At 32.8% G+C, this 5,809-nt stretch carries 7 protein-coding genes; all 7 read left to right on the top strand.

Features of this window, described 5'->3' with window-relative positions:
• The first annotated feature begins 95 nt into the window (after window positions 1–95).
• The 7 genes from FD33_RS10540 to FD33_RS10510 all read left to right on the top strand — a co-directional run bounded on the left by FD33_RS10540 (window position 96) and on the right by FD33_RS10510 (window position 5,739).
• Window positions 96–833: a LytR/AlgR family response regulator transcription factor gene (locus FD33_RS10540; protein ID WP_025086237.1), complete on the top strand. Its 738-nt coding sequence runs from the start codon at window positions 96–98 to the stop codon at window positions 831–833.
• Window positions 834–937: 104 nt separating this feature from the next.
• Window positions 938–1,507, top strand: coding sequence for a hypothetical protein (locus FD33_RS10535; protein ID WP_148299210.1), 570 nt, complete (start codon window positions 938–940; stop codon window positions 1,505–1,507).
• Between the two features lie 333 nt (window positions 1,508–1,840).
• Window positions 1,841–2,605 carry an ABC transporter ATP-binding protein gene (locus FD33_RS10530; RefSeq protein WP_025086235.1) on the top strand — a complete coding sequence of 255 codons (765 nt, stop codon included), beginning with the start codon at window positions 1,841–1,843 and terminating at the stop codon, window positions 2,603–2,605.
• Window positions 2,598–4,175: a hypothetical protein gene (locus tag FD33_RS10525; RefSeq protein ID WP_025086234.1), complete on the top strand. Its 1,578-nt coding sequence runs from the start codon at window positions 2,598–2,600 to the stop codon at window positions 4,173–4,175. Before FD33_RS10530 ends, FD33_RS10525 begins: the two co-directional genes overlap by 8 nt.
• Before the next feature lie 12 nt (window positions 4,176–4,187).
• Window positions 4,188–4,676: a P-loop NTPase family protein gene (locus FD33_RS10520; RefSeq protein ID WP_025086233.1), complete on the top strand. Its 489-nt coding sequence runs from the start codon at window positions 4,188–4,190 to the stop codon at window positions 4,674–4,676.
• Window positions 4,677–4,776: 100 nt separating this feature from the next.
• Window positions 4,777–5,085, top strand: a complete 309-nt coding sequence (locus FD33_RS10515; RefSeq protein WP_034544459.1) for a PadR family transcriptional regulator — start codon at window positions 4,777–4,779, stop codon at window positions 5,083–5,085.
• A 9-nt stretch (window positions 5,086–5,094) separates the two neighbouring features.
• Window positions 5,095–5,739, top strand: a complete 645-nt coding sequence (locus FD33_RS10510; RefSeq protein WP_227005222.1) for a DUF2812 domain-containing protein — start codon at window positions 5,095–5,097, stop codon at window positions 5,737–5,739.
• Window positions 5,740–5,809: the final 70 nt, after the last annotated feature.

The following is a 5,809-nucleotide window of genomic DNA, read 5'->3' as shown; positions in this document are numbered from 1 at the left end:
TAAACGCGGTTCTGAATGTCTCTTAAAACCTGTCTCAAATATTGACTTCAATCCATCTTACAAAAGATAACAATTAGTACGAAAGGATGATGAGAGTGATTGATATCTATGTTTGCGAGGATAATCCCAAACAGTTGAATCAAGTTGTTAAATATATTGAAAATTATCTCCTAATTGAGAATCTTGATATGAGGGTTCGAATTGCAACGGATGATTCCAGTGAGATTTTAAATTATTTGGATAGCAATGAAATTGATAAGAGCTTGTATTTTATTGATATTGAACTTGGTGAAAACCATATTAATGGAATCGAATTAGCTTCGAAAATTAGAAAAATTGATTTTGAAGGTAAGATTGTTTTTATCACTAATCATTCGGAAATGGTTTTTTTAACCTTTAAATATCAAATTGAAGCTTTAGATTTCATTTTGAAGGATTATCCGGAAAAGATTCAGGAACGAATCATCGAAGACATTAATCTCTGTAATAAACAATTTGAGCAAAGCGCCTCAGATAATGAGGAGTACTTCCAAGTTAAGACAGGTGAACTAGTTCGATCAATTAAGGTCAATGACATTTTGTTTTTTGAGAGCTCGCCTGTTCCACACAAGGTAATCGTTCATTTAAAGGACGGACAATTTGAATTTTATAGTACGATTAAAAGAATTGAGGATGAGAATGAATCCTTCTTTAGATGTCACAAATCATATGTAGTCAATGTTAATAATGTTGAATCAGTCAATAAACATACTCGTGAAGCTACGATGATAGATGGTGAAAAGGTTCTCTGTTCGGTGTTAGGCACCAGAACTTTAGTTAAATTAAAAAAGTAAAACTTCAGTTGATCTTTTCATGATCAACTGAAGTTTTTTTATAAATCAATAGTAAACGCTTACTTAAAAGAGCGTATACTTAATTTAGAAGGGGGATGATGGCTTTGAAGGTTAGTTTTGGTAAGAGAATCAATTACATACCGTTACTAATTTGTTTAGCTTCAAGCATCATTATCGGTTATGCAATCTTTTTGATGTTTAATAATGTGTCGATCAGCCTTCTCTTGGGGATTTTGTCTTTAATAGTGATGATCATGATCTGTACTTTAAACTTAACTAAGACCTATGGTTATTGGGAAATCAGTAAACAGGGAATTAAATACAGTGATCTAGTCAGCACGGGACAAAAAGTAGCGGCGATACTCGTACCCAGGAAGACTAAAGAAAGTTTTATTAACTATTCTAAAGTTATGGCCGTTCAATTAGTAGCAACGACAGGAATTAAGGCACCATCAATGGTAAAGGAAAGTGGTGCTCTCTTTGCCTATAGTCCGGATACTGTTTTGGATCGTTTTCCGTCTGATTATTATCTAACAGTAAAGCTAGAGAATGGACATAAAATTGATTTAGATTTATCCAGTTCTGTATCTAATACGACTGATATTGCAAAAATGATTGAAATGATTGAAAAGGAAACTCACCACGATGTTGAACTAGTAAGACAAGAGAACTAAATAAAAAATCATAGAACTATTGTCCTATGATTTTTTATTAGTTAGCATAATTTGAAATTTTAATACCTAAATCGTCATTCTTTAATGCGGTGATAAGTAATTTTTTCATCGGATGATTCTCCTTATACTTGTATGATTATGAAATCATTTCCATCATATCATCGATATTAGATTGTCACAATTTGGGCCGGATGATGCAATACAGGAAAAAATAGTCCTTGTCAATTTATATTGCCAAATTTTCCGGAAAATAAATTACTAATTGTCTATATTGAAAAAACGGGAATTGTTATACTTATTGAATCAAGAGATTACTCGACGGGAGATTAATTAATGATTGAAATTGAGGATTTAAGTAAAAATTATGGAGATAAGAAGGCTTTGCAGCATTTGAATCTCAAAATTAAATCAGGAGAAATTTTTGGATTTCTAGGTCACAATGGTGCTGGTAAATCGACCACAATCAAAAATTTAGTCAGCATTATTGAACCAACTAGTGGTTCTATCAAAGTTGACGGTCTAGATTTACAAGAGCATCGTCAAGAAATCAAAGAGAAAATTGTCTATGTTCCTGATACACCGGATATTTTCTTGCAACTGACAGCAGCGGAATATTGGGATCTTTTAACATCGGCTTATAGTTTGTCAGCGGCAGATGTACAACAGAGACGTCAAGAATTAGTAACTTTATTTAATATGTCTGAGCATGTTGATGAAACACTAGCTAGTTTTTCTCATGGTATGCGTCAAAAGACTATTATAATCGGAGCTTTATTGCCTGATCCTGATATTTGGATTCTAGATGAACCGATGCAAGGATTAGACCCTCAGGCAGCTTATGATTTAAAGCAATTGATGAAAAAACATGCGGCTAAAGGTAAAACAGTTATCTTTTCAACTCATAATTTAGATACAGCTCAACAATTGTGTGATGAGTTAGCAATTCTGAAAAAAGGTGTTTTGATCTATAACGGTTCAGTACAAAATCTTTTGAATCAAAATAATGATGAATCACTTGAAGAAATCTATCTGAAAATGGCAGGTCGCCAAAATGGTGATGGTCTAGTCGATGATATTGAAGGTGATTCCCATGAATAAGGATCAATTTAAGAATCTGTTGGCTGTTAACTTGAGACTATTGAATCCTCAAGTAACAGACCGTTTACGTAGAAAAGGTAAAGTTGGTGCTGAGTTAACAAATAAATTGAAAATGCAATTTTTACTCAATGGATTAATATTCTTCCTTGTTTACGGAACAGTAATGTTGCCAATTAATTTGGCTGAGTATCCTAATATGTTCACTTATTATGTTGTCCTTTTTGTTCTATTAGCTATTTCTCAAAGTATCTCTGGTATATATAGTGTGTTCTTTGCCGGTAAAGATTTGAACAATTATTTGCCGTTACCTTTTAAACAAAAAGAGATTTTTCTCAGCAAGGTGACGGTTGTCGCACTGAATGTTATACCGTTCATTTTCCCACTGTTTATAGCGTTCTTTTCAACGGCTTGGCATGCTGGAATAATGATTCCAATTGCGCTTTTGTTATCCTTAATAGTGTTTTGTATTATTTTGACAATAATTTTGTTTGCTTGTGCAATTATTGTTTTTGCTTTAACTAAAACTAGTATTTTCCGTAAACATCAAAAAATGGTTATGAACGGTTTAATGGTGATTACTTTAGTAATTGCTATGGCCGGAATTCTTTTGGTAAATAATAGTGATTATATGGCGGGAAAGCATCAAGCAATTAGTCCAATTATGTTGCCACTTTTCAAAACTTTTGTAGAGCCAACTTCGATAATAAGTTTATTGAATTGGATAGGATTGATCATCGTACTACTGATTCTAGGCTTTGTTTTGAAGCGTTCTATTTTGCCTCATTTGAGCAGTCAATTGACAAGTATTAATTCGCAGATGTTGTCTAATTCTGGCAAACGTAAGCATGTTGATCGAAAGAATCTCAATGCCATTTTGGATGCTTATAATCGTCAAGTGTTGAAAGAATCAAATATATTATTACAGGTACTTGTTAATTCAGTTGCATTGCCTTTGATCTTTATCATTAGTTTTGCGTTCACACAAATTCCTAGTGATTTACCTTTAAAATGGGTGGGAGTTTTCTTTGTTGGTGGATTAGCTTTTAGTGCCTTTATTACTAATTCAACAACAGTAGTTGCTAATATGATTTCTTTAGATCGAGGTAGTTTAGAATTCGTTAACTCATTGCCAATATCAATGAAACAATATTTGAAACGTAAATTTCTCTTAGGATATATTTTTCAAATAGTAATCAATTTGGCATTGATCATAGTAATGATAATTGTGTGGAAATTGAATCTTTATTTGTCCTTATCCATGATTCTCAGTACTATCTGGGGAACTTATTTAATCAGCCTGTATTATTTCAGCCGAGATTATCGTTTACGTATAACGAATTGGACTAACGTTACAGAACTATTTAATCGTGGTGGCGGAAATATGGCAATCGTTTTGAAGATGTTAATTGTCATGATCCTTAGTGTGGGAATTATAATACTTTATAGTTTTTTAATCGGTACTGGTAAACCAGCAATTATAGTGAATGGTATAGTTGCCTTTCTAATAATCGTTTTGTCGTTTATAGTAGTAGAGCATTATCGTCAGAAATTCTGGCAAAAATTTGAATAGGAAGTAAGACTAATGTTAAGAGCAATCGTCATTGGTAGTCCAGGTGCTGGAAAGAGTACTTTTGCCCGTAAATTACGTGATAAAACCGAATTACCATTGTATTATTTAGACATGATATGGCATAAGTCAGATCAAACGACTCATACTAAAGCAGAATTTGATGCTACCTTGCAACAAATTCTGCAAAAGGATAACTGGATTATTGACGGAAATTATCAGCGAACAATTGAACGACGGCTGAAGTATTGTGATACAGTTTTTCTTTTAGATTATCCGGTTGATATTTGTTTGGCTGGGGCCGAATCGCGTGTAGGTAAAACTCGTGAGGATCTACCTTGGACGGAAACTAGCTTTGACCCTGAATTTAAGCAATTTATAGAAAACTTTGCTCAAGATGAATTACCGCAAATATATGCGTCAATCAATAAGTACAAGGATAAAGTGAATGTAGTTATCTTTAAGTCACGTGCTGATGCTAATAAATATTTAGACCACATTTGAAAAAATGTGGTTTTTTCATTGCTATAAATCATATATACAGTTACACTGTATATAGTTTAAAAATATAAAGTTGAACTGTATATTAGGAGGTACCTCTCTCATGAGAAATAAAAACTTGCCCTTAACCGAAACAGTTTATTACATTTTACTGGTGTTAAACCAACCATTTCACGGATATGGTGCAATTCAAGAAATTGATCGACTAAGTAATGGAGATGTTAAGATAGCCGCTGGAACTATGTACGGAGCCATCGAGAATTTGTTAAAACTACGATGGATTAAAGAAGTCCCTAGTCAGGACAAACGTCGCCGAGTCTATCAAATAACCGCTGATGGAAAGAACATCTTGAGTTTGGAAACACAAAGGATGAAACAACTGATTAAAGTAGCAAATAAATTTGGATATTAGAGGTCAATTATGATGAGAAAATTTAAATTATTTCTATCTTTAAGGGCAGAAGAAAAGTGGATTAATTTAGTTCAGGAGACAGGCTATCGTTTAGTTAAGGTCAATCCTTTTTTACATATTTATACATTTGAAAAATTAAATTCAGAGACAGATTTTAGTCCATATACACGCATCGACTTTCACGATGAAAATATGAGTACTAGTAAGTATTTAGACTATGTAACAATGTTTTCAGATAGTGGCTGGAAGTTGGTGTATGGAAGTCGTCACGGTGGAGCACAGTATTTTCAACAAAAAAATGCTCAATCACCGAGAGATATTTTTTCAGATTTAGAATCTAAAAATCTGCCACGAAAGCGATTCATAAACTTTGCGTTAACTTATGTAATATTACTTTTTACTGATTTTTTTGTTTTTATACAAGCAGGATACTTCAATTGGAATAACCTATTTAATCTTAGAAGTTGGTATTTAACACCAGGTTTATGGAATATGAAAGGAAACGTGTTTTGGAGGGCTTTTTTGTTTGAAACACCGTTTGCGTTATTACGGTCAGTCTTTTTCTTATTTTTCTTGATTATGGGAATCTATTACATTTTAAAAGCTATTGTAAATGGCAACGATGTTAGAGAAAGTACAATTAATGATAAATAATTAAATTGATGTAAGTATATGGTAGATTGTAAGATTAAATAGAATTCTACCCAGACGAAAAATTTGGATA

It is taken from the genome of Companilactobacillus paralimentarius DSM 13238 = JCM 10415, from assembly GCF_001434985.1.
GTDB lineage: Bacteria > Bacillota > Bacilli > Lactobacillales > Lactobacillaceae > Companilactobacillus > Companilactobacillus paralimentarius.
Note: the sequence above shows the minus strand (reverse complement) of the source record. Positions and strands in the feature narration are given on the sequence as shown.